20 protein-coding genes are annotated in these 21,458 nt (G+C 34.5%); 2 read left to right on the forward strand and 18 right to left on the reverse strand.

Annotation, left to right across the window (positions count from 1 at the left end; genetic code table 11):
* Positions 1-191: 191 nt before the first annotated feature.
* The 6 genes from ACTFWY_RS01430 to ACTFWY_RS01455 form a co-directional block, all read right to left on the reverse strand.
* Complete coding sequence (locus ACTFWY_RS01430) at positions 192-1,001, reverse strand: ABC transporter permease (RefSeq protein WP_081131316.1); 810 nt, start codon at positions 999-1,001, stop codon at positions 192-194.
* 46 nt (positions 1,002-1,047) lie between these two features.
* The gene (locus ACTFWY_RS01435) at positions 1,048-2,103 is read right to left on the reverse strand and encodes an ABC transporter ATP-binding protein (RefSeq protein ID WP_003126949.1); all 1,056 of its coding nucleotides are present in this window, start codon (positions 2,101-2,103) and stop codon (positions 1,048-1,050) included.
* A gap of 168 nt (positions 2,104-2,271) precedes the next feature.
* Positions 2,272-2,673: a glycerol-3-phosphate cytidylyltransferase gene (tagD, locus tag ACTFWY_RS01440; RefSeq protein WP_003126948.1), complete on the reverse strand. Its 402-nt coding sequence runs from the start codon at positions 2,671-2,673 to the stop codon at positions 2,272-2,274.
* Between the two features lie 105 nt (positions 2,674-2,778).
* Positions 2,779-2,979: a cold-shock protein gene (locus ACTFWY_RS01445; RefSeq protein WP_003126947.1), complete on the reverse strand. Its 201-nt coding sequence runs from the start codon at positions 2,977-2,979 to the stop codon at positions 2,779-2,781.
* 226 nt (positions 2,980-3,205) lie between these two features.
* The gene (locus ACTFWY_RS01450) at positions 3,206-3,814 is read right to left on the reverse strand and encodes a superoxide dismutase (protein WP_311810709.1); all 609 of its coding nucleotides are present in this window, start codon (positions 3,812-3,814) and stop codon (positions 3,206-3,208) included.
* Positions 3,815-3,889: 75 nt separating this feature from the next.
* Positions 3,890-4,333, reverse strand: a complete 444-nt coding sequence (locus ACTFWY_RS01455) for a GtrA family protein (RefSeq protein ID WP_081131315.1) — start codon at positions 4,331-4,333, stop codon at positions 3,890-3,892.
* A 134-nt stretch (positions 4,334-4,467) separates the two neighbouring features.
* On the opposite strand from ACTFWY_RS01455, the gene ACTFWY_RS01460 reads away from it, so the two are divergent.
* Positions 4,468-5,277 carry a DUF1189 domain-containing protein gene (locus ACTFWY_RS01460; protein WP_081131314.1) on the forward strand — a complete coding sequence of 270 codons (810 nt, stop codon included), beginning with the start codon at positions 4,468-4,470 and terminating at the stop codon, positions 5,275-5,277.
* An 80-nt stretch (positions 5,278-5,357) separates the two neighbouring features.
* Complete coding sequence (locus ACTFWY_RS01465) at positions 5,358-6,308, forward strand: phosphoglycerate dehydrogenase (protein WP_081131313.1); 951 nt, start codon at positions 5,358-5,360, stop codon at positions 6,306-6,308.
* A gap of 34 nt (positions 6,309-6,342) precedes the next feature.
* On the opposite strand, the gene ACTFWY_RS01470 is transcribed toward ACTFWY_RS01465, so the two are convergent.
* From ACTFWY_RS01470 to ACTFWY_RS01525, 12 genes are all read right to left on the reverse strand, one after another.
* Positions 6,343-7,275 carry a glycosyltransferase family 2 protein gene (locus ACTFWY_RS01470; RefSeq protein ID WP_003126941.1) on the reverse strand — a complete coding sequence of 311 codons (933 nt, stop codon included), beginning with the start codon at positions 7,273-7,275 and terminating at the stop codon, positions 6,343-6,345.
* A 103-nt stretch (positions 7,276-7,378) separates the two neighbouring features.
* The gene (locus ACTFWY_RS01475; RefSeq protein ID WP_034704656.1) at positions 7,379-7,675 is read right to left on the reverse strand and encodes a HesB/YadR/YfhF family protein; all 297 of its coding nucleotides are present in this window, start codon (positions 7,673-7,675) and stop codon (positions 7,379-7,381) included.
* Between the two features lie 12 nt (positions 7,676-7,687).
* On the reverse strand, positions 7,688-8,353 hold the full coding sequence (locus ACTFWY_RS01480) for a potassium channel family protein (RefSeq protein WP_003126939.1): 666 nt from the start codon (positions 8,351-8,353) through the stop codon (positions 7,688-7,690).
* A 90-nt stretch (positions 8,354-8,443) separates the two neighbouring features.
* A complete protein-coding gene (locus ACTFWY_RS01485) occupies positions 8,444-9,073 on the reverse strand; it encodes a response regulator transcription factor (RefSeq protein WP_003126938.1) in 630 nt (209 codons plus the stop codon).
* Between the two features lie 2 nt (positions 9,074-9,075).
* A complete protein-coding gene (locus ACTFWY_RS01490) occupies positions 9,076-10,143 on the reverse strand; it encodes a sensor histidine kinase (RefSeq protein WP_003126937.1) in 1,068 nt (355 codons plus the stop codon).
* The gene (gene liaF, locus ACTFWY_RS01495; RefSeq protein WP_103299900.1) at positions 10,140-10,871 is read right to left on the reverse strand and encodes a cell wall-active antibiotics response protein LiaF; all 732 of its coding nucleotides are present in this window, start codon (positions 10,869-10,871) and stop codon (positions 10,140-10,142) included. Before liaF ends, ACTFWY_RS01490 begins: the two co-directional genes overlap by 4 nt.
* 150 nt (positions 10,872-11,021) lie before the next feature.
* Entirely contained in the window at positions 11,022-11,501 is a 480-nt protein-coding gene (gene greA / locus ACTFWY_RS01500) for a transcription elongation factor GreA (protein WP_003126935.1), read from the reverse strand.
* A 111-nt stretch (positions 11,502-11,612) separates the two neighbouring features.
* The gene (gene mltG, locus ACTFWY_RS01505) at positions 11,613-12,977 is read right to left on the reverse strand and encodes an endolytic transglycosylase MltG (RefSeq protein ID WP_138371733.1); all 1,365 of its coding nucleotides are present in this window, start codon (positions 12,975-12,977) and stop codon (positions 11,613-11,615) included.
* 152 nt (positions 12,978-13,129) lie between these two features.
* Complete coding sequence (locus tag ACTFWY_RS01510; RefSeq protein WP_219645278.1) at positions 13,130-14,851, reverse strand: hypothetical protein; 1,722 nt, start codon at positions 14,849-14,851, stop codon at positions 13,130-13,132.
* Positions 14,852-15,005: 154 nt separating this feature from the next.
* A complete protein-coding gene (locus ACTFWY_RS01515; RefSeq protein ID WP_219645279.1) occupies positions 15,006-15,953 on the reverse strand; it encodes an NAD-dependent epimerase/dehydratase family protein in 948 nt (315 codons plus the stop codon).
* 3 nt (positions 15,954-15,956) lie between these two features.
* Complete coding sequence (locus ACTFWY_RS01520) at positions 15,957-19,403, reverse strand: CDP-glycerol glycerophosphotransferase family protein (RefSeq protein ID WP_439926553.1); 3,447 nt, start codon at positions 19,401-19,403, stop codon at positions 15,957-15,959.
* 56 nt (positions 19,404-19,459) lie between these two features.
* A complete protein-coding gene (locus ACTFWY_RS01525) occupies positions 19,460-21,445 on the reverse strand; it encodes a CDP-glycerol glycerophosphotransferase family protein (protein ID WP_311810711.1) in 1,986 nt (661 codons plus the stop codon).
* Between the last annotated feature and the right edge of the window lie 13 nt (positions 21,446-21,458).

Below are 21,458 nucleotides of genomic sequence, written 5' to 3' on the forward strand. Positions count from 1 at the left end.
CAGAATCTTAACACGATTGCAACAAAAATGAAACGATAAAGAATTTGTTATTTTAACTTTTAACGGCGTACATCCCTATTCATTAACACATCTAAAAAAACTATCCTAAGGAAAGTAAGAGACTCGCTTTAACAGACCCTTCATTCCTTCGGATAGTTTTTTGTATTAATTGAAAAATAGTTTTTTTATACTTAAATATAATCCACAAATCGCGCTCTAAACTTCATGTGTAGATGACTACCTAATATCAATAAAGTCAGAGTTACACCCCAAAATATCAAAGTGTAGGTCGTTTTTTCCCAAACCCAACCACGTGATAAAAAGGCATCTCTAAAGCCTTCAATCAAATAATAAAAGGGATTCAAACGTAATAGCTTAATTAACCATTCCGGCATATTTCGATTATTGATATCCCAAATTGGTCCTGAAACATAAAACAACAAACGCAACACTGATTGTAAGAAAATATGATAGTCACGTATCAATACTGTAATGGTCGCATTTAATAATCCGAAAGCAAATAAGAAAATAACCATCGCAATAAAGTAATAAATAAATTGCAACCAATAAACGGACGGTGTTACTCCCGCCCATAAGAGCGAGCCAATCACAATAGCTACCATAGGGATATAAGATGACAAGTTACTGATAATATTGATTGACGGCAAGATACTTACTGGAAATTTCATTTTGGCTACCATACCAACTTGTCGGTGAATACTATTGGACGCTCCAAGTACCGAAGAATTGATATAAAACCAAGCTGTGATCCCAATCAACATCCAAATAATAAATGGTACGCCATCTACTTTCCGATTACCATTGACTCCTAGCCCAAAGACTAAATAATAGATGCCAATTTGAATCGCAGGGTTCAAGATTTGCCATGCAAGACCAAGATAGTGGCTTTGATAGGTTGCTTTGTCCTCGTATCGAGACATACGGAAAATAATTCCCGCATGATTAAATTGTTCTTTTATTACTGCAGCAATTTCTTTCACTAAACTCTTCCTTTTCTATCTAAACTAAATAAAGAAATAGTTATCTTTACTTGAAAACTTGTACAATTGCATCAACTGGATGCTTTAGCGCATAGCTAATGGATCTGCCACTGAAAGAAACAAGAGAGCAAAACAGTGTTCCTACTATCGCAAGAGTCAAAAGTCCTTTAGTTGGAATCGTCATCTTCTCACCTAAAGGAGTTCGTTTAAGGTTCTTCTGAATCATTTGTTCAGATAGATGCTGCTCTTTCAGCAAGCTATCATCTTGGCTTTTTTCAGCTAATTTTTCTAGATTAAATGCCTTTTGATTTTCTTTGTATTTATCTTGGTAAGCTTTTTGTTCTTTTTTCGGTTGCTTCTTGAACCAGTCGATAAACTTGCGATATTCTGCCATTACTTCCTCAGTCGGACCAAACATGCGCAAATCGCCGTAATGCATCCAGATTGTACGGTCACATAATTTTTCAACTTGTCCTAAAGCATGGCTGACAAAGAAAATAGTCTTGCCGGACTCTTTGAATTCCATGATTTTATCCACACATTTTTGATAAAAAGTTTCGTCTCCAACAGATAAAGCTTCATCAATGATCAAAATATCTGGATCATTATGAACAGCAATGGCAAACCCTAAACGTGACTTCATCCCACTGGAATAGCTTTTTACAGGTTGATTAATAAAATCACCTAAATCGGCAAATGCTACGATTTCATCCATTTTTTTATCGATTTCTTTATTGGTCATTCCAGACATCAATGCTTTTAGACGAATATTTTCTAAACCTGTCAATTGATATTTTAATCCGGCTCCAATTGCGATAATCGACGTATCGCCATTGACTTCCATTGTGCCTGATGTTGGAGGAATAATGCCACTGATCACATTTGAAAGCGTTGATTTTCCAGAACCATTTATCCCAATGATCCCTACAGACTCTCCTGCACGCACTTCAAAACTAACGCCTTTTAATGCCCAAAAACGCGGAACATTTCGATGATAAAATTTGAATAATGCTTTCACTTTGTCTGATTTCTTTTTGTATAGGTCATATTCCTTTGTAACCAAAGTACTACGAACTTTTATTTCTTTTTCCACTTTCTTCATCCATTCTCAAAGAAATTCTATTCATTTGCTACAACTCAAGCTACATCATATCATATTTTCCTCTAAGACAAAATAAACAACGAAAAACATCTAATAAATTTTAAGAAAAAAACGGAAATAGTGTACAAAAAAAGGCACCATTTAAAGATACCTTTTATGCTTTAAGTATTAATTATTTATTTTTAAGTCTTTTTTGATCTGTGTCGTTGATATTTCAGGCGTTCTAGCTAAATAAACAACTTCGGCATCTGTTTCTTCTTGAATGAAATCAAATTTACCAGCCCAATCATCACCCATGACAAAAGTATCCACGTGGTACTCTTTGACGTCAGAAACTTTTTGTTCCCAGTTTTTTTCAGGAATAACTAAATCAACATAGCGAATAGCCTCTAATAACTGTTTACGTTTTTCATAAGAAAAGTAGCATTTCTTCTGTTTTTCATCCCAATTGAACTCGTCCGTAGACAATGCCACGATCAAATAGTCTCCTTGTTCTTTTGCTCGGCGCAATAAATTGATATGACCATAATGGAGCAAATCAAATGTCCCATACGTAATTACTCGTTTCATCAAATATCCCTCATTTTTAATCTATTTACAATACACTGAAGATAACAAATTTGGCCGAAAATAGCAAATTAAAAAAAGCTGAGGTCCCCCTCAGCTTGTTCTAGTTTAGATTTTCGTGACTTCTGCCGCTTGCGGTCCTCGGGCGCCTTCGACAATCGAAAACTCGACTTCTTGACCTTCTTCTAAAGACTTAAAGCCATCTCCTTGGATCGCAGAAAAATGAACAAAGACATCATCTCCGCCATCAACTGTAATAAACCCAAAACCTTTTTCATTATTGAACCATTTTACTTTTCCATGTTCCATGCGTGTAAATCCTCCAGTAATTAAAATAAGACGCTTCCGTCTTCAATATTATAGCTGAAAATGAAAGCGTTAGCAATATGTTTCAAAAAATAAAACTACCCCCAACGAATCAAAGGTAGCAGTGAGAACTTATGGTTAACACGAAGCTGATGCTAAGATGCAACGTGCTTTCTTTTATCGTTGGGATAGTTTTATTCTGATTAAAAATAATTCCCTTACTTAATGATTATTTTACTTTCGCATAAAAATCATTTACTTTATCCCAATTAACAACACTCCAGAAAGCATTGATATAATCAGGGCGTACATTTTTGTATTTCAAGTAGTAGGCATGTTCCCAAACATCTAAGCCTAAAACTGGCGTTTGACCGTCCATTAATGGTGAATCTTGGTTCGCAGTTGAAGTGATCGCTAATTTACCATCTTTGATGACTAACCAAGCCCAGCCAGAACCAAAGCGGCCAGTTGCTGCTGTTTTGAATTCTTCTTTGAAATCAGCAAAGCTGCCAAATGTTTCTTCGATGGCTTCTTTGATGGCTCCTGTTGGTTCACCACCAGCATTTGGTGCCAAGATTTCCCAGAAAAAGCTGTGATTTGCATGACCACCACCGTTATTACGGACAGCTGTTTTGATGTCTTCAGGCACCGAATCAAAATCAGCAAGTAATTCTTCAACTGATTTTTCACCTAATTCAGGATGTTTTTCAATTGCTGCATTCAAATTTGTGACGTAAGTATTGTGATGCTTGTCATGATGCAAATGCATCGTTTCTTCATCAATGTAAGGTTCTAATGCATCATAAGCATAAGGTAAATCTGGTAATGTGTAAGACATAAAAAATTCCTCCTCAGTGATAGTGATTACATAAGTAACATTATCAGATAAAAAGTGGTTCATCAAAACATATGCTTACTTTTTATCAACTTTTTTTGGTGCAAAAATCAGAAACTTGCTGAAAACATAGTTTGCTAGGACGACAACGATTTGTGTAACAAGCTTAGCGATAAAATCACCGGTTCCTAGTACGCTAATCAATAGATACATACAAGCCATATCCAATCCCAGCGAAAGGACTCTGAAGAAAAGAAACTTCCAAAAGGCAAGCCACGATTCTTTTTTTGTTTCACTTTTTGCTTCAAAGACCCAAATCTTATTCGTGAAGAATGCGAACAACACAGAAGCTGCCCAAGAAATCACATTAGCAATCATATAATGAAAATCAAAGATTTCTCTAAAGAGAAAATAAACAACTAAATTGACCAAAGTAGTTAATCCACCAAAAATTAAATACGTTAACGGCTCCCATAATTTTTTTTCTTGTAGTTTATTTTTCACATTTTTTAAACTTTCCATACTCGATCTCCAATTCTACTCATTAATCAGCAAAGAACACTTTAGAGATAACCGGACTTTTCTGTCATAAGTCCTTGTGTTCTGTTGCTGCCTTCGTTACAATTATTTTTAGTTACATAAAAGGAGTTAAACAAATGACAATCATACAAATGCTAAAAAGTGCATTTATTCGAATCCCAAATCTCAAATATGTAAAAGACGCTGCTTTTTCAAAAGTGATTCTTTTTCTACTTGGAGCTACCGTTATTTTAGCCGTACCAATCACTTTGCAAGTCAATGATATCTTTCAGGATTTCCAGCGAGATAGTCAAAAAATTGCGCAAAAAATCCCCAATTTTTCGATTGAAAATGGTCAATTAACAACGAATGGACAAGGAGAAGGGTTTATCTATCAAACCGACTCTATCATTTTTACTTTCGACCCTGAAGGAAAACGCAACGCTACCGATATTGCTTCAGATGCCACTGCAAATGTGTTGAGTGTGGGACTATTAAAAAAAGAAATTGTTGTCAGTTTCCCTGGAACAGGACTTTCCACATCATTCTTAGATACAAATCAATTAAAATTTTCTTATAATGAACCAGCATTTAAAAATTTAGATGGCAAAAAGATTCGGGAAACTCTGAGCAGCAATCAAATTCCTTGGTGGCTACAACTTATTGTTTTCTTAGTAGCGCTCTACCCTACATTTTTAAATTTATTAATCACATTGATCATGGGTACATTTATTGCAACTATCTATACAAAACTAAAACTTTTTTCTTACAGCTTTTTTGAAAACCTTAAGATACTAATCGTTAGTGCTGCTTTACCAACAATTTTGAGTGTGCTGATCCAACTATTCGTACCAAATTTTGATGGGACAACATTTATCTTATTCGCAGCACTGTTTCTATTCACTCAAGGCGTCAAAGGTTCGCCTAAAATCCAATTAAAAAGCTAGTAACTATCCAACCATGCATAGATCTTTGCGCATGGTTTTTTCTTCGTTCTTTGATACACTAAAATAAAGGAGGAACAAATATGACTAAATATATTTTATCTAGCAGAGAATTTCGTGATGAATTTATCACACAAATTCATGAAATCAGTGATGAATATCAGTTTATCCACTATGATGAAGCAACTTCCATCGACTGGTCAAATGTTGCAATCACGATTGGTTGGAAAGAAGAATGGGCCGGAAAGTTACTGGCTAATGCTTCTCTTGAATGGGTCCAAGCCATTTCAGCCGGTGTGGATACCCTACCTCTAGCACAGTTTGCCCAAAAGAACATCTTACTTTCTAATGGTAGCGGCATTCATGCACAATCGATCACTGATCATTTAATTGCTTTATTATTCATGGAATCCAGAGGAATTTTTACCGCCATCAAAAAACAGGCTGAAAGACAATGGCAGCCCAATGGTATTCCTTATTCATTATTATCTGATAAAGAAATACTGATCGCAGGTACAGGTAAAATTGGGCAGGCTTTAGCAAAGGCCTTAAATTTTTTTGGCACCCAACCTGTCGGCATAAATACAACGGGGCATGCCGTTGATGGTTTCAAGGAAACTTATCCACTTGAAGAGTTGATTGAACAAAGTCAGAAAGCTGATTGTGTGATCAATATCTTACCATTGACACCTGAAACTACAAGAATCTATAATAACCATTTTTTTAATAGTATGAAATCATCCGCTTCTTTTTATAATGTTGGACGTGGACCTAGTGTAGATACTGTAGCGTTGACAGAAGCCCTCCGCCAAAAAGAAATCGCATTTGCGGCTCTTGATGTTTTTGAAGAAGAACCTTTACCCGCAAATGACCCGCTATGGACACTTGAAAATGTGTTGATCACCCCGCATATTTCCGGGTTGACCCCACATTTTCAAAAAGCATTCATGGCCATCTTTATGGATAACTTCCGCAATTTTATCCACGAGAAAAAATTGGTTCGAAATCAAGTCGATGTAACAAAAGGGTATTGATCATCAACCAGCGCTGCTTTTTTAATCCCAAAAATTATTTTTGATCTTTTTCTGTCTCCTTTAAAATGTAAAGGGGACGTTTTTTCGTTTCCAGAAAAATTTTTCCAATATATTTTCCAATAATACCTAGACAAAGCAATTGCAAACCACCAACAAACAATACGATACAAACTAAAGAAGGCCAGCCTGAGGTAGGATCACCAAAAATAAAAGTACGAATAATTATGAATAGCAGTGCAATTCCAGAAGCTAGACAAGACAACGCGCCAACAAAAGAAGCAATATTTAATGGCGTATCAGAAAAATTGACGATGCCATCAATCGAGTACTTGAATAAGCTCCAGAATGACCAAGAAGTTTCTCCAGCTACTCTTTCACGATTTTCGTAGGCAATGTATTCTGTATCAAAACCTACCCAACTAAAGATTCCTTTGGAGAACCGATTGTATTCAGAAAGTTCTAAAACTGCATCCACCATATTCCGACGCATTAAACGGAAATCTCGTGCGCCATTGACCATATGTGCCTCACCAATTTTGTTGATCAATGCATAAAAGGCTTCTGAAAAGAAACTACGAACTTTAGGCTCTCCTTTGCGATCGGCTCTGCGAGTACCAACACAGTCTAATTGTTTTGTGTTGAGCAAGTCAAACATCTGAGGCAAAAGGCTTGGAGGATCTTGTAAATCTGCATCCATTACGGTAACAAAATCCCCTTTTGCTGCTTTTAAGCCAGCATACAAGGCTGCTTCTTTTCCAAAATTACGTGAAAACGAAAGGTACCGCACACTTTCTGGATGCTCTTGATGCAGCTTGCGCATCACTGCGAGTGTTTGATCGGATGACCCATCATTGATAAACAAATATTCAAAAGGCATGCCTACCTGATCTTTTACTTTTTCAGTCTCTTCAAAAAAAAGTGGTAAGCTACTCTCTTCGTTAAAGCAAGGTACGATAATTGATAACATGGTTTCATCTCCTAACGAACAGGTCTATGATCAAAGCTAGCGATATGGAATCCACTAAACTTCAGTCATAGACTCATACTGTTACATTGTATCTTTATTTTAGTTAATTGTTTTCAGTAAAACTATATTTAGGTTCATCTAGCTTTTCATCGTAGTCGACTTGTAGATCATACCCTTTGAAGAACCACTCGTCGGCCTCCTCAATAAAAAAAAGCATGTCTGAAACTGTCTTTTGAACGATAGGATTTTCAGGTTTATCTACTGACATTCCTACTGAAAAACCATCATGGATCTGAGTTTTCCCATAGATTTTACCAAAAAAGCGAACGCCGCTTCCTTGGTCGACTGACAGTTCTTTTTTGAACCAATCAATTGCGGCTTCTGTAATAGTTATATTCATCATTTTTCACTCCTAATCATTCATATGTTCATCAAGAATATCCACATCATCCGTGTTCCCAATCACGAGTAGATTATCATTCTCACGCACGATCGAATCAGCTGCGGGAGACACGATCACTTGTCCAGGTCCTCGACGAATAGCAACAACGGTCAATCCATATTTTTGACGAAAATTCAAATCAAGTAAGGACCTATTAAAGAAACGCGGATTTGAGACACGAATCTCCGCCAGCGAAAATTCATCTGAAAGCTCAATATAATCCAAGATATTTTTTGATACTAGATTGTGAGCGATACGAATCCCCATATCCCGTTCTGGGTGGACAACTCGATCAGCACCAAGCTTCTCAAGAACCCGAGCATGATATTCATTTTGCGCCTTTGCTAAAACGTTCGGTACCCCCATCTCTTTGACCATCAAAGTCACAAGAATACTTGCTTGGATATCTTCACCGATTGCTACGATCACATGGTCGAAATTACGAATTCCTAATGAGCGCAACGTCATTTCATCCTGTGCATTGCCCACCACCGCATGGGTAGCAATATTCATATACTCATTGACCCGATCCTCATTGCTGTCAATGGCTAATACTTCTTGTCCGGATTCTATCAATGTTCGACAAATACTGCCGCCGAACCTTCCAAGACCAATAATCGCGTAATTCTGCTTCACATTAAACGCTCCTTTACCTTACAAATCCTACTCTAGTATATCAAAAACCTCCTCAACTGACTATGAGGAGGTACCCTTATGATGAGATTCTTATTTTGTCAAGCCATGCTTAAAGGCATAAATGGTTGCTTGTGTTCGATCTTCCACTTCTAGTTTCGACAATATATTTGATACATGGGTTTTAACCGTTTTGAGTGTAATAAACAACTCATCCGCAATCTCCTGATTACTTTTCCCTTCAGCAATCAAAAGCAGCACTTCTTTTTCCCGATTTGTCAGATCATCATGTAAAATCGGCGTGCGATTTGTTAAACGATCCATCATTTTCGTTGTTACTTCCGGTTCCAACACCCGCTCGCCTCTTTGAGTCGCACGAATGGCATCCGCAATTTCATGGGCAGTGGATGTTTTTAACAAATAACCGGCAGCACCAGCTTCAATTGCAGGATATACTTTCTCGTCATCAATAAAACTAGTAACTATGATGATTTTTGCTTCCGGCCAATCTGCTAGAATGGCTTTGGTTGCCTCAATGCCATCCATTTCATCCATCACTAAATCCATCAATATGACATCGGGACGTAAAGACAATGCCTTTTCGTAGCCGATTTTGCCATTTTCAGCTTCTCCAATCACCTCTATATCTTCTTGAATGGATAAGTAGGAAGAAACCCCCAAACGTACCATTTCGTGGTCATCTACTAACAAAACGTTGATCATTTTTATGCCTCCTTAAGCAGCGGGATTTTTATTTCAATACTTGTTCCTTGATTTTTAAAACTGATAATCTTTAATGTGCCGCCAACGGCACTGATTCGCTCACGGATATTCATCAGCCCATAACTGCCAGCTTTTTGATTGTCGACATCGAATCCTACACCATCGTCGATCACGCGCAACAGCACGTTGTGTTCAATATGATTCAAGTAGACTTCAAGTTCATCCGCTTTGGCATGACGCAGTGTATTCGATAGTAATTCTTGAATCACTCGAAATAATTGGTCTTCTATAGAGCTTGGCATAGTAAACTCTTCGATATCCCATTTCAAGGATATCTTGATTTTTGTTTCCAATTCTTTTAATAATTGCTCGATTCCTTGTTTGAGGCTTTTCCCTTCCAATGTGACCGGACGCAGATGTAACAATAACGCTCGCATCTCAGACTGCGAAGCATTGATGATGTCCGTTACCATAGCCAATTGCTTCTTTTGCATTTCCGGGGCATCGTCCCGGATGGCTTGTTCGTTCAATGCGGACATCATCATCATTGCGGCAAATAATTGTTGTGAAACTGAATCATGCAATTCTCGGGCCAAACGATGTCGTTCGGCTTCAAGGATTTCTTCTTTTGTACTGCCATCCACTAGCTGCGGCCGAGCATTTAATTGTTGAAGCTCACTTGACATATCTTTCATTTTGACCTGTAATTTCCTGATGTCTCGATCGACATCTTCAATCAACCGATTTTCTTGCGCATGAGGGATAGGTGTGTCAAGTAGTGGACTATCAATATCTCCATTTGAAAGCAATCGCAGCTTCTCTTCGATTGGCCCGTATTGGCGGTTTCTGAAAAGAGAAATCAATAGAAAGACAGCCAGGCCCACCATCAGCGAAACAACTAATAAATGAAAAATGATCGGTATAAAGAATAGTTTGATCTGAAAGACTTCTAGCAGCCAATTCTTCTTTCCACTAGCATAAAGATACGAAAAAAGAATCAAGATCATCATCAAAAAACTAGTGACCGCACTATAAAAAGCGATCATTCCTCGAGAAAATTTAGCAATCATACCCGAATCACCTCGATATCCCCAATCAAAGTGTTCGTTAAAATTTTTAGTCGGCGGGTGTTTTCCTCATAATCCGGACTGTAGATCGTAACTTTCTCATTCTTCAGACCTGTTGCCTCGCCTTCGAAAATCACTGTCCCGATAAAGGTGCTATGTTCCATTTTGATAGCAACTCCAGCAGGGACTAAAATTCTCGTACGGCCGAATCCCTTACGAACAATCACGACATTCTCTTTTTTCGGCAATAATGTGTTTCCCAAATCAATGATCGTATCTCCAGAAAAGATGTCGATATTGATATCATCCCATTCATACACTTGATTCCCGATCCGCTCATTGCCGATCCATTGTTGTTTCGTTTTATGAGGATGAAACTGCTTTGGTTCTTCTGTTTCTAAAATGATCATTTGTTTTTTGCGCCAAAACGTGTTTTTTGTAAAATCTACACCAGTGATTTCCACACCTTTCAATCCAATAAAAAGGATCGCAAAAATCAACATCAGCCACAAAGCCGGACTATTTAAAAGACTGATAAAGATGGCGATACCACCGGTAACCATCAAAAAATTATTAAAATTTGTTTTACGTTCTCTGCGAGAAACAAAGTAGATCGTCACAACACCTAAAATCAATAAAATCAATAACGGTGGATTCGATAAAATTTGCCAGACCGCAAATAGAAATAATAATGCTTCTACGACAAAGAAAAAACGCCAAGGGCTTTTCATGTAAGCTCCTCCTCCCAATGATTCTATTTTATCATAACGGATTCTTCGATGGCATACATCCGTCGCGAGTCCGAAAAAAGATCCTGATTGGTCCTTTTCTCTTTGAGAAAGTGATCATCAGGATCTTCTGCTTAGACTTTTACGAAAAAATCAGCTTTTTTTCACTTCTGTGATTTTCACCAGCATATCTCCGCCTGGTGTTGAAATTGTTACTTCATCATTGATTTTTTTACCAATCAATGCACGAGCGATCGGTGAATCGTTTGAGATTTTACCAGAAAATGGATCCGCTTCTGCACTCCCAACAATTGTATATTCTTCTTCATCTCCATCAGGTAATTCAATGAACGTGACGGTTTTTCCGATCGATACTTCATCATTGTCTACGCCTTCATTATCAATGATCTCAGCAAAACGGATCATATTTTCTAATGTTGTGATACGACCTTCTACAAAGGCTTGTTCATCTTTTGCGGATTCGTATTCAGAGTTCTCAGAAAGATCTCCAAAGCTGCGGGCAACTTTGATTCTTTCAATGATTTCTCCACGTTTGACTGTCTTTAATTCTTCTAATTCCTGCTCTAATTTTTCTTTTCCTTCTAATGTCATTGGGTATACTTTTTCTACCATTTTAATTTCTCCTTTTAACTTCGTATCAACTGCAAAAGGTAATCTTTTGCGAATAGTCCACAAAAGATTACCATGGTTTTTTTTAAATGTAAACTAATATCCTAATAAAAATTAATTCGAAGTATTGTTTACATATTTTTCAACTAAACGCATATGTTCATCATAGGTTTCAGCAAAATAGACTTCTTGCGTATTGATGTCTGCCACAAAATAATAGTAATTATTTGGTGTTGGTTCCAACACTGCTTTGATAGATTGCTCACTTGGATTATTGAATGGTCCTGGACCATATCCTGTGTTGACATACAAATTGTATGGTGAGTCTACTTGAGTATCTTCGTAAGTTACCAACTCTTTATGCTCGCCTAACGCATAGAGAATAGAAATATCTGACTGCAATGGCATATCCACTGCCAGACGGTTAAAGAAGACTTGGGCAATGTTCTTACGGTCATCTTCTTTACTACCTTCTTTTTCGACAAGAGAAGCCAAGGTCAACACTTCTTGCACTGTCATTTCTTTTTCTGCGATCTGATCGTAATATTTAGACATAACAGTATTTGTTTTATCAATCATTTGGGTCACAACTTCTTCTAAAGTGTTTCCTTTATAATAGTCATAAGTTGCCGGGAAGAGATATCCTTCTAACTTGTATCGAACGCCTTCTGCTTTTGCTGCGCTATCCAACAACTCTGGATATGCTTCATGCATTTTATTAAAGAAGGTGTCATCTTTCATTAAAGCTAAGAAATCATCTTTCGAGATACTTGTTGCTTTGGCAAGCGCATCTCCGATTTGGTCTATATCATACCCTTCAGGAATCGTCACTTTCGCATCTGATGTCACTGACCCTTCTCCTTGCTGTAACTGGGCACTAATTTCATCCAGAGTCATACTTGGAGAAAACTGATAATTACCAGCTTGGAAACCAGTCAGATTATTAAATTTCGTATAATAATTAAAGATCATACCACTTTTGATGATCTTATCTTTTTCTAAAATCTCGCCAATCATTTTATTTGATGATCCGCTTGGAATCTCAACAGCAACTTTTTCTGTTTTTTCTGGATCTAACGGCTGCAATCCTGAAGTAACATATCGATAGACTGAAAAACCAAGGACGCCGCCAATAACGATTAATGCGATTACAACAATTGTGACGATGCGATTGACGATACGGTCTTCTCTTTTCCGCTGTAACTTACGAACGGTATCTGACTTTTCATCTAAACCAGCTTCTTCCCTTTTAGGAGCTGAGCGCTTCGCTTTTTGAGCGTTTTTTTGAACAGTTTTATTTTTGGCTTGGCCCTTTTGGGTACTGCTCTGCTTTTTTGTACTGCGGGTCGCAGAACGACTTTCTATAGGTTCCTCAACAGATGATCGTTTTTGTTCAGACGATTCGTTGGTTTGAGGTTTTTTCAAAGCACCTAAAACTTCGTCTTTGAAGGACTTCTCTTCTGGATGTTGTTTACTCAAAACAACTCCTCCTAACTTTCGTAATACTGACTTGTACCATTATACACGAAAGTTAGGAGGAGTGGAATAGAATTTACTTTTTCTATATTTCAAACAAAATTAATTTTGAGTTGCCCGATTTACATTGATAAAAAGCAAGTTACCATTTAAATTTACTTCTTACTTAATTTTTGCAGTAAAATACAAATTGAAGAAAGGATAAAAACGACACCAGAGATTACCATTGATAAAATAATATATCGTGGTGTATCATACGAGATTTTGAGTATATTTTCTCCTTTTTTTGAATCAACAATAATTGTTCCAATATCAGTTAATTTAGGGTTGATTTTTTTCTCGCTTATTCCATCTCTGACTATCGTATCTCTATATTTTACTATTGGGACATTAATGCTTTCTACAGAATTCCCAGTCCATGAAACAACTATTTGTCCGTTCACAACGCTTTTCTTGAAATTATGGTTTGGATAAATAATATAAGACCAATATTTTGAATACGGGTCGAATTGTTCAAAATTACTATTCGATACTTTCTTTTTTACAGGTAGGTAATCAGAAGTTCCCTTCCGTACTAGATCAAGTACTTCACCTGTGTTTTTACTTTTTATAGCGTTTCGTAAAGTTTCACTGGATACATTCCCTGCTTTTTTATTAGGAGACGCTAATACATTCTCTGATTTCCAACTTTCCATTCTTTCATAAACTCTATTTTGAGCTATAGAAACAGAAAATAAAGTAAGTACCCCCAATACAATAATAAAGTTTTTGCCCTTACTTTTTTCTATATTCATTCCCAATGCAAGTATTAAAAATATAGTAGGAATAACAATGAGCCTCGAAGGAAATTGTAGAAACGTTTCTAGAGGAGAAAATTTTTGAGAGAGCAAACTCCAAGGAAAAAATTGACTTGATAAGAGTAAAAATAAGCTGCCTATTATTGTTAAAAATTTATTTATTTTACCAATGCTATTCCAATACAAGGCTGAAAAACAAATTTGTGTAAAAAATAATAGAGAAAAAACAATACCAATATTAGCTTGTCCCGTCCCAACATTTGGAAGAAAATAGACTGCATTTTCCATCAAATCAATTGGAACAGTTTGTAATAAATAATTACTATTAAATAAATATAACATGCCAATCCAAACATTTAAACTTAACAGTATCGCAAGAATGATAGCAGCAAATAATTTTATAGCAAATATTTTCTTTTTATCCGTTTTAAAAAAACCATAACAGACAAAAGGTAATAATATAACTGTCGCCAGTAAAGAAGAAAAAAGATGGACCTGAAGGAGTATTCCCATGCTAAATCCTAAACCAAAAAAAGAAAATTGATTCTGTTTATTAACTAGCATCTCTATACCATAGTAAACAACAAAAGGAACAAGCATATTCCCTACTCCTGTGAAAGAGCCAGCAATATTCCAAGAAGCAATAAAATAGGTTGACATGTATAAAATACCCGATAAAACTGCAATTAAATCTCCTAGGGAAAGCTTTTTAGCAATTCTATAAATACCCAAAGCACCTATAATATTAATAAAAAAGGAGGTTATTAATTGAAATTTCACCCAACTTTCTGTAATCAACAAGATACCACCAAGTAAATAAGCCATCGCTGGACCATATAATGCGTTTACTATTCTTGCAGATTGTTGAAAGGAAAATAAAGAAATAAAATAATTATATTCTCCTGTTTTCATTTGCATCATTGTTTCATAAATTCGATTCATATGGAAAATGGAGTCTACTCCCAGTACATATCCTTTTACATATATTTGTGCACTTTGAATCAATAGAGATACTATTGCAAAAATGAAAATTACTCCTAAATATTTCAAAAACTTATCTTGTTTTAAAAACTTTTTCATAATAAATAAACTCCCTGCATTAACTGACTACAATCCTATTGATACTTATTAAGATATAATCACAAACAAATAAAGAAATCTCATTAAAATATTTCAACAAATGTTTTAATGAGAAATCAATTACACATGAGCAAAAATAGAAAATAAACAGAAACTATTTCAGTTCGGTTGATAAGTATTTTGCTATTCCTTCATCTAAACTATAATTAGGTGAAAACCCAATTTTCTTAAGTTTTGATATATCTGCAACCGAATCCTTAATATCACCTTTTCTAGACTCTTCAAACTGAATTATAGGCTTGATATTCATTTCGGATTCATATATACCAAGTACATCGTTAATCGAACTAGGAGCGCCAGTCCCTACATTAAACACTTCTCCTAGTGCTTCTTCTTTTTCTGATACCAATTTTAGAGCTTGCAAAACATCCTCAACATAGACAAAGTCTCTAGTTTGACTCCCATCTCCAAAAATTGTAAACACATCTTTTTCATTATTTCTTATTTTTTTGAAATGATTCGTTATAATAGACAACACTCCTGAGTATGGAGAAGAAGGATTTTGATTTGGACCATAAACATTAAAAAATCGTACAGCACTTGTCGGTAACCCATACAGAGTATTATAAAGTAATACATATTGTTCCGACGAGTATTTGTCAATTGCATACGGAGACAACGGCTTTATTCTCGAAATCTCTGATTTAGGTAAGACTTGATCGTCTCCATAAACAGCCGCAGAAGAAGCAAAAACAAACCTTTTTAGATTTTTCTGGGTCTCTTTTGCTAATTCCAGTAAGTCAAGTGTAGCCTCCATATTAACTTGGTGTGTTTCAAATGGTCTCTCTATCGAATCGGCAACACTTGCAACTGCAGCTAGATGGAAAATATAATCAAACTGATATTCAGCAAATAATTTATTTACAAAATCTCGGTTTCTTACATCTTTTTCAAAGAACGTGATTTTAGGACTGCTATTAAGATTTTCTCTTTTTCCCATCGATAAGTTATCAATGACCACTATTTCATTGTTATTTTTTTCTAAATTATTTACTAATGTTGAGCCTATAAAGCCGGCACCGCCTGTAACAAGATATCTCATTGCTTATACCTCCTCAATTTGTTTATAAAACATCTTGATCGCATTTTTATTATATTCTTGTGCATTGAAAGTAGCTGGTTGGACTTTTTCATTATATGCCTTTATAAGCATATTTTCTATGCCTTCAACGTTATTACTTTGGGCCAAAATTCCTAATCTACCATTTTGTAATACAAATTGTGTAGCCGGTATATTTGTAGCTCCTACTGGAACTCCCAAGGCCATTGCTTCTAGCAAAACCATAGGTTGTCCTTCATATTCCGAAGTTAGAATAAAAAATTGAGCTTCAGATAGTAACTGAAAAGGATTTTTCTCATGCCCCATTAAAAAAACTTTGTCAGCTATATTTAAAGATTTTATTTGATCAATTAGCTCTTGTCTTAAAGGTCCATCACCTAAAATATAAAGTCGAGCATTGTCAACGGAAGTGACAAATCGATTAAAGGCTTCAATTAACTCAGCTTGTCTTTTTTCTGGAGATAGCCGCCCCATGGTAACGATATTAAAATTTTCTTGTTGAGGATACAGCACAAAATTTCCTAATAAATCAACTTTTCCGAAGCTTTTAATCACTTTAATCTTAGACTCTTCCACAAAAATATCTGTATTCGTTTTGAAATATATGCCTAGTGTTGTAATGCACTTCTCTGTTAATAAAACTTCTTTTGTCGTTACTTCAATAGTTTTTTGTTCCTCTAATGAAGAAAACGCATAGTCTGATATTATTTGTGCTTTCAATAATATATTTTCAGTTGAAACAATGTGAAATCCATCAATTATTAATAAATTTTTCTCATTTACCCAACCGATAAACTTATTTCGATCCCAAAGACGATAGTACCAACCGTTCTGATTTTGAATTTTCATAGTATACTTCAAAATTTTTCCGTTGATTATATTGATGTCTTCTTTTTCATAATCCTTTGTTAAGGCGCTTTTCCATGGATCATTACTTGGAAGTGCAATGATTCTAGCAAACCCTTCTTCATAGACAGTTTCAAGAGTTCTGTTATTTAAAGTTCTTAGACGGTTTCTATTCGATAAATGATTCTTCATTTTTCTAAGCATTAAGTTACTGTTGATAGGATTTAGAACAGATTTCTCAATCCAGCCCAAATCCTTAGAATCTATTTGTATGTGAACATATACTTGATCTGTACTCAAATAAGCTTCTTTAGTAACTTTAACAATCAAGTAGCGATAATCCCATATTTTCCCGACTACTCTTGCTTCCTCAATCGTGGGAAGGTCTTTCCATAGGATTCTACGTTTATTTCGTTTTACGTAGCAAAAATAATCGACGTTCTCTATACTCACTATTTCTGGCAACCGTATATTGACATCTTTTGAAGAAGTCCATCCAACAAAAATATTATTAATCAAAATCTTATATCTGATTTCATCTGCGAACTTAACCTGAGCTACTGATCTTAACAAATCAGTCGACTTAATTATCTGACTTTTACTTTCTAAATCAAAAGGAGATTTAAATATTTCTATTGATTCTCTTATATTAACTAAATCTGTATTACTTTCAAGAATATTAATTTCTTCATTCAGCTCTTTGCTTGTTGAAAAAAGTTTTTCCGTATCTAGAGTATTTAATGCGTAAGTAAACTTATCTTTGTCTACAAATTTTGATAATTTAGCCTGATTTACTTCTTGCATAATAGGTGACACAGTGATTAACTTATCAAAATTTTTGTATTGATAAAACAACCTTAATAGGTTCATCTCATGAATGCGTACTCCATTAACTGTACGATTTTTATCTTCTAGCATATCACTATGGAGATAACAAAGTTTTTTATCTGAATCAGCCGCCAAAATGTACTTTGACCAAAAGAAACTATACCCGCTGAAATCGATTGCTACATCAAATTTTTGATTAGAGAAAATTCGAGAAGCCTCTCTCTTGAGCCCATCCCACGGAAGTAAGCTTGAGTTTTTTTCAGATGGCTTTTCATTATACCTTGCTACTAATTTCTGTTCTTTGTTACTTAGCATAGCATATCCTGGCTTGAACAAAAATCTTGCCTCATCAGGAATAGCGTGGATATTAGAAATACTTTCTGAAGAATGAGGATAGCCTGAGAAACAAGTAACATCATATTCTGAATAATCGATATTTTTTAGTAAATTGATTAAACTTGATGTTATTCCATTATTTTTCATTCCTCCCACATAAAACAACAATTTCTTTTTATTATTTCTTGAAACTATGCTTTCACCCAAATTTAGCTCATGTTTATCAAAAATATATGAAATAATTCTGTGTGTTACATTTCCATCCTCGTATTTTAGAAATTCGTTTTTGAGAGCTTCATAATTTTGTCTATATTCTTTCTGCACTCTATCAATACTTTTTATATAATTAATAATTTCGAAAATTGTCGTAGCAACCGGACCAGGTAATTTATCTTCACTAATATATAGCCCTCTATCATTTTCATAAAGATCCTTGTCCCAACAATAAAATAGAATTGGTTTATCAGTCAGCATAAAGTCAAAAAATATACTAGAATAGTCTGTCACCAATAGATCAATAGCCACCATTAATTCATTTGGATCATAAGAATCTGGTACTAAAAACCCACGAAACTCATCAATTTCTTTCGCTGCATCATAAATAAACGGATGTACCTTAACAAGTAAGTTATATTCACTTCCAATGTGACTTTGTAAAAACTTAGATTCACTAATTATTTGATTCAACTCAGAAGTAGGGTTATTTACGTCTTTTCCCTTCCAAGTAGGACAATATAGAACTGTTTTTTTGTCAAGGTTAACATTCAATGATAGCTCTTTTAATTTCTTTACTTCTGATTCGAGTGTAGTTTTATGCATTAAGTCAATTCTTGGATAGCCTGCTTCTAAAATCTCACCTTGATACAATCCGTCCAATTTAAAGCTGTTCAAATACATATTAGTTGTATGTCTATTTGGACTAATTAAGTAATTTGAAAAAAGAAAATTTCTGATAACATTTTGCGGACCGGCTGGATTAGAATCTTTGATATCAAATCCCATTTTTTTTAGTGGAGTACCATGCCAAGTATTAATTACTACCTGATCTTTCCTAGGTATAAAAAAAGATTGAAAAGTAGCGTTTGTAATTAAAAATTTACTCTCATAAAGATATTTTACGTATTCTTGTGTGTTTCTCTCCACAAAAAGCACATTTGTTTGTTCTTGATAGAAATCGATTATATTCTCCCAATTATCTACTGCTGGATCAAAGCTCCAAACATGAGTATATTCTTTATATCTTTCATGATTCATCATATATTCAAAGATTGCTTTTGGGGAGTCAACCATATTTTTTCCATCTCTGGATTCATAAAAAATCATTTTTGAGTCTTGTTCACAAAATTCATAATACTCCGCTGCCCAGGTGGCTAGCTGAAAAGATAAATTATTTTTTTTTCTAACCTTAGCTAATATATTCAATCCAAACACCTTTCTCTTTAAAAACAATTTCTCTCTACAAGTGCAATATTCGGCTACTAAAAGGATTTTTTTTCTTCATGTAAATGTTGCAAATTTTGAAAAACTCTTTGACAAGCTCTTCTATCACGAAATTGGTAAATATCATTTTTAACAATTTTTTTGAATTCTTTTTCCATTTTATAATGTTCAATCTTTTTGAATAATTCATTCAATAGCTCTTCTTCTTTATTGACTATCTTTCCAGGTAAAAAATCTGGCTCTAATGGATCAAAATTTCTCTGTTCAACAAGTTGATTATCAAACTGATAATACAATACTGGTTTATATAAAATTGAGAAATCAAGCCCTACACTTGAATAATCAGTTATTAATATTCCATGATTTTTTAACATGTTTTGGACGGTATGTTCTCCAGCTTCAACAACTTGAACAAATCTAGATTCAAACAAATGATTATACTTCTGAAAATTATTATGCAAGTATAAATTAACAGTCAAATCCCGTTTATTAACTTCATTTTCAAAAAACAAATTATTTATTAACGAATTAAAGGCTTTGAAGAAAGATGTCTTTTTAAATTCTTCATCCGATAAATTCTCCTGCCCCTTTCTCCAAGAAGGCATGATTAAGATCTTTTTTTTATTAATAATAGTTTTGACCTGATTAAAAGGTTCAAGTAAATAATCAAACCTTGGAAGACCAGTTAAGATAATATCTCCCTCAGGATAATACAATTCATCCCTAACTATATTAAATTCTCTTTTTGATGAAACAACAAATTTATTAATTAGTTCGGGATTTGTTTTTTTCCCATACATATATTCTAAATTTCGCACACCTATAATACCATGTTGTAGAAATATATTATAAAAACTCTTTATCTTTCTCTCAATAGTACTTGTCAATACTGGGGCTGCATAATTTGGGGTATGCGTATGAGCGAGATAACTGGCTTGAAAGAGTTTTTCGATATGTTCCTTACTTTTATAAAACAAGACATTGGACATATATTTATTTAATTCCAGTAAATCTTTCGAGTCTTTAGTAATGATATAGTACGGAATAAACTCTTTCTGTTTATCCATCAGATATTTAAAAAACGCCAAACCATTTTCCTGTGCTTTATGTGGATACTCCATAATTAAAATAATATTGTTTTTATCGGATGATTTAGATAACATATGATCGTTTTCAAGGCTCTTCAAGAAAGTGAATTCTTCTTTTTTTAATATACCAAATCTAGCAGAAACTTTATTTTTTGCATTTTCAAAAAATCTTATCATTATCTTTTTGCTCTCTGAAAAGTTTAGCCATATCTCATTATTCTTTATTGAAGGAATACTTATTTGTGCCATATATGACGTTAAAGGAATAATTTTTGATTGAATAGTAAATCCAAAATCAATAATATCATAATTGTACTGGTCATAATGAATAGTTCCAGTAACTTTTTTTATTGCTTCTACAATATCATAAGTCACAGAGAAACTATTAATAAAGGTACTGTTTTCTCCTTTTCTACTATTTATATACTTGGTTTCTATCGTATGAGTAGCTTGCTTCTGTCTATTGATAGTTACAATATTTAATTTATCGATTGGTATACACTTTGTAACAACTTGAAAATTTAATATCAAGTTCTGTTTTTTTTGCATCCTGATATCAGTTATTTGAGCATTCTGGATGTAACTCTTAGCTGAAGGAAATTGATTCCATATAAATCTTATTTTGTTGTCTAAAGTGAGGTATATATAAATTTCAGTATTATAAATTTTCATTTTTGGAGAATTTATAAATGAAATATCAAAATCATCTACTGAAATTTGCTCCTTTTTTATTCCGTAATAAATAAAAACCCTATCCTCTTGTTTTTCTTTCATCAAACTAGCAATATCTTTACCTGTGATTTTCCAAGTAAAATCGTCTACTTTTATGAATCTAATCTCATTTTTTCCTTTTGCAATAACTAGTTTAACAAAATTAAACGTTCTAGAGATAAAATAGCATTCGTCTTTTTCTGTTCTTATTTCAATTTTATGCATAATAGTACTCACC

The organism is Enterococcus sp. 125944 (assembly GCF_051909435.1).
In the GTDB taxonomy this organism is placed as follows: Bacteria; Bacillota; Bacilli; order Lactobacillales; family Enterococcaceae; genus Enterococcus_D; species Enterococcus_D gallinarum.

Excerpts from the sequence above, each read along its gene's own strand:
- greA (WP_003126935.1), bottom strand. The coding sequence starts at position 11,501 with ATGGTAGAAAAAGTATACCCAATGACATTAGAAGGAAAAGAAAAATTA.
- ACTFWY_RS01450 (WP_311810709.1), bottom strand. The coding sequence starts at position 3,814 with ATGTCTTACACATTACCAGATTTACCTTATGCTTATGATGCATTAGAA.
- ACTFWY_RS01470 (WP_003126941.1), bottom strand. The coding sequence starts at position 7,275 with ATGTTATCAATTATCGTACCTTGCTTTAACGAAGAGAGTAGCTTACCA.
- ACTFWY_RS01525 (WP_311810711.1), bottom strand. The coding sequence starts at position 21,445 with ATGCATAAAATTGAAATAAGAACAGAAAAAGACGAATGCTATTTTATC.
- ACTFWY_RS01490 (WP_003126937.1), bottom strand. The coding sequence starts at position 10,143 with ATGATTGCTAAATTTTCTCGAGGAATGATCGCTTTTTATAGTGCGGTC.
- ACTFWY_RS01435 (WP_003126949.1), bottom strand. The coding sequence starts at position 2,103 with ATGAAGAAAGTGGAAAAAGAAATAAAAGTTCGTAGTACTTTGGTTACA.
- tagD (WP_003126948.1), bottom strand. The coding sequence starts at position 2,673 with ATGAAACGAGTAATTACGTATGGGACATTTGATTTGCTCCATTATGGT.
- ACTFWY_RS01445 (WP_003126947.1), bottom strand. The coding sequence starts at position 2,979 with ATGGAACATGGAAAAGTAAAATGGTTCAATAATGAAAAAGGTTTTGGG.
- ACTFWY_RS01455 (WP_081131315.1), bottom strand. The coding sequence starts at position 4,333 with ATGGAAAGTTTAAAAAATGTGAAAAATAAACTACAAGAAAAAAAATTA.
- ACTFWY_RS01475 (WP_034704656.1), bottom strand. The coding sequence starts at position 7,675 with ATGAATATAACTATTACAGAAGCCGCAATTGATTGGTTCAAAAAAGAA.
- ACTFWY_RS01485 (WP_003126938.1), bottom strand. The coding sequence starts at position 9,073 with ATGATCAACGTTTTGTTAGTAGATGACCACGAAATGGTACGTTTGGGG.
- liaF (WP_103299900.1), bottom strand. The coding sequence starts at position 10,871 with ATGAAAAGCCCTTGGCGTTTTTTCTTTGTCGTAGAAGCATTATTATTT.
- ACTFWY_RS01465 (WP_081131313.1), top strand. The coding sequence starts at position 5,358 with ATGACTAAATATATTTTATCTAGCAGAGAATTTCGTGATGAATTTATC.
- ACTFWY_RS01460 (WP_081131314.1), top strand. The coding sequence starts at position 4,468 with ATGACAATCATACAAATGCTAAAAAGTGCATTTATTCGAATCCCAAAT.
- ACTFWY_RS01510 (WP_219645278.1), bottom strand. The coding sequence starts at position 14,851 with ATGAAAAAGTTTTTAAAACAAGATAAGTTTTTGAAATATTTAGGAGTA.
- ACTFWY_RS01515 (WP_219645279.1), bottom strand. The coding sequence starts at position 15,953 with ATGAGATATCTTGTTACAGGCGGTGCCGGCTTTATAGGCTCAACATTA.